Source organism: Ruegeria sp. CF4 (genome assembly GCF_056537345.1).
Genome location: NZ_JBQFRJ010000022.1, coordinates 1 through 2,500 on the forward strand (window position 1 = coordinate 1; position 2,500 = coordinate 2,500).

Sequence of the window (2,500 nt, forward strand, 5' to 3'; positions counted from 1 at the left end):
TGGTTGCGGGAGTAGGATTTGAACCTACGACCTTCAGGTTATGAGCCTGACGAGCTACCGGGCTGCTCCATCCCGCGACACTTTGCGTTGGCCTATCGCTTACGCTACTTGAAGCCCTGCGTTGGTCTACCGCCTATTTGGCTAGTTGAGACCGGGTCGTGTTCTGCTGATCGTTTAGAGAGAAGTTTGTTTGTGGGCTTTTGCTAGGTTTGGCGGTGACCTACTCTCCCGGGGCTTAAGCCCAAGTACCATTGGCGCGGCAGTGCTTAACTTCCGGGTTCGGGATGGGACCGGGTGTTTCACTTGCGCTATGACCACCAAACCGAGGAAAAGCCCTCGGTCGACTTTCTTGCTGTGCAAGAAAGCGACCATGCGGCAGGCAGCGTCTTTATCACAGATAAAGGCGCGTTACCGCACGGTTGTTAATCAGATCAACGTTGTCCAACTCAAGGTCAGTGTATGCTTTTGGTGATTTGTCTTTCTGTTACTGGATCAAATCAAGCCTATCGGGCGATTAGTACCGGTCAACTGAACGCATTACTGCGCTTACATCTCCGGCCTATTGACGTGGTGGTCTTCCACGGCCCTCAGGGAGACCTTGTTTTGAGGGGGGCTTCCCGCTTAGATGCCTTCAGCGGTTATCCTGTCCGATCATAGCTACCCAGCACTGCCGTTGGCACGACAACTGGTCCACCAGTGGATCGTTCACCCCGGTCCTCTCGTACTAGGGGCAACTCCTCTCAAGTCTCCTACACCCACGGCAGATAGGGACCGAACTGTCTCACGACGTTCTAAACCCAGCTCACGTACCTCTTTAAACGGCGAACAGCCGTACCCTTGGGACCTGCTCCAGCCCCAGGATGAGATGAGCCGACATCGAGGTGCCAAACACTGCCGTCGATATGGACTCTTGGGCAGTATCAGCCTGTTATCCCCGGCGTACCTTTTATCCGTTGAGCGATGGCCCTTCCACTCGGGACCACCGGATCACTATGGCCGTCTTTCGACTCTGCTCGACTTGTCAGTCTTGCAGTCAGGCTGGCTTCTGCCATTGCACTCAACGAGCGATTTCCGACCGCTCTGAGCCAACCTTCGCGCGCCTCCGTTACGCTTTAGGAGGCGACCGCCCCAGTCAAACTACCCGCCACGCAGGGTCCCGGATCCGGATAACGGACCGCGGTTAGACATCAAGAGTGCGAAGGGTGGTATCTCAAGGGAGGCTCCACGGATACTTGCGTTTCCGCTTCAAAGCCTACCACCTATCCTGCACATCACAATCCTGATGCCAGTGCGAAGCTGTAGTAAAGGTGCACGGGGTCTTTCCGTCTAACCGCGGGAAGCCTGCATCTTGACAGGCAATTCAATTTCGCTGAGTCGATGTTGGAGACAGCGGGGAAGTCGTTACGCCATTCGTGCAGGTCGGAACTTACCCGACAAGGAATTTCGCTACCTTAGGACCGTTATAGTTACGGCCGCCGTTTACCTGGGCTTCAATTCAAGGCTCTCACCTCTCCTTTTAACCTTCAGGCACCGGGCAGGCGTCAGACCCTATACGTCGTCTTGCGACTTCGCAGAGCCCTGTGTTTTTAATAAACAGTCGCCACCCCCTGGTTTGTGCCCCCAGCCCCTAGTTGCCTAGGAACCGGGCCTCCTTCTCGCGAACTTACGGAGGTATTTTGCCGAGTTCCTTCAACATCGTTCTCTCAAGCGCCTTGGTATGCTCTACCAGTCCACCTGTGTCGGTTTAGGGTACGGTCTGATGGAGGGCTATTTCCAGGAACCACTCAGCAGCCCAATCAATCCGATAAGATTGAACTACACCTGTGATCCGTCACATCCTCCTGGCCTAGGAATATTAACCTAGTTCCCATCGCCTACGCCTTTCGGCCTCGGCTTAGGGGCCGGCTTACCCTGCTCAGATTAGCTTTAAGCAGGAACCCTTGGACTTTCGGCGAGAGTGTCTCTCACACTCTTTGTCGCTACTCATGTCATCATTCTCACTAGTGATCTCTCCACCGGATGGCTCACGCCCCGGCTTCATCGAAAGCACTTTATCTTGCGCTACCGCCTATTCGGCTACTTGAGCGCGATTACTCGCACCAAATGACCGGCGATAATACAAGATAAGTGCTATGTCACACTACGCTCTGCTACCGATGCTTACGCATCCCTAGACTTCGGCTCATGGCTTGAGCCCCGTTACATCTTCGCCGCAGGACAACTTATTTAGACCAGTGAGCTGTTACGCTATCTTTAAAGGATGGCTGCTTCTAAGCCAACCTCCTGGTTGTTTTGGTCGTCCCACCTGCTTTCCCACTTAGCCATGAATTGGGGGCCTTAGTCGTAGGTCAGGGTTGTTTCCCTCTCCACTACGGACGTTAGCATCCGCAGTGTGTCTGCCATCTAGTACTCCCGGGTATTCGGAGTTTGGTTAGGATCAGTAAGCCTGTGGGGCCCCATTACCCATCCAGTGCTCTACCCCCCGGGGTATTCGGATGAC

General features: G+C 54.3%; 1 tRNA gene and 2 rRNA genes (1 of these 3 cut by a window edge). All 3 read right to left on the bottom strand.

Annotation, left to right across the window (positions count from 1 at the left end):
* Positions 1 to 77: transfer RNA gene (locus tag ACR0NF_RS21640), tRNA-Met, on the bottom strand.
* Between the two features lie 130 nt (positions 78 to 207).
* Positions 208 to 322, bottom strand: a 5S ribosomal RNA gene (gene rrf, locus ACR0NF_RS21645).
* A 171-nt stretch (positions 323 to 493) separates the two neighbouring features.
* A 23S ribosomal RNA gene (locus tag ACR0NF_RS21650) occupies positions 494 to 2,500 on the bottom strand; it runs 879 nt beyond the window's last position.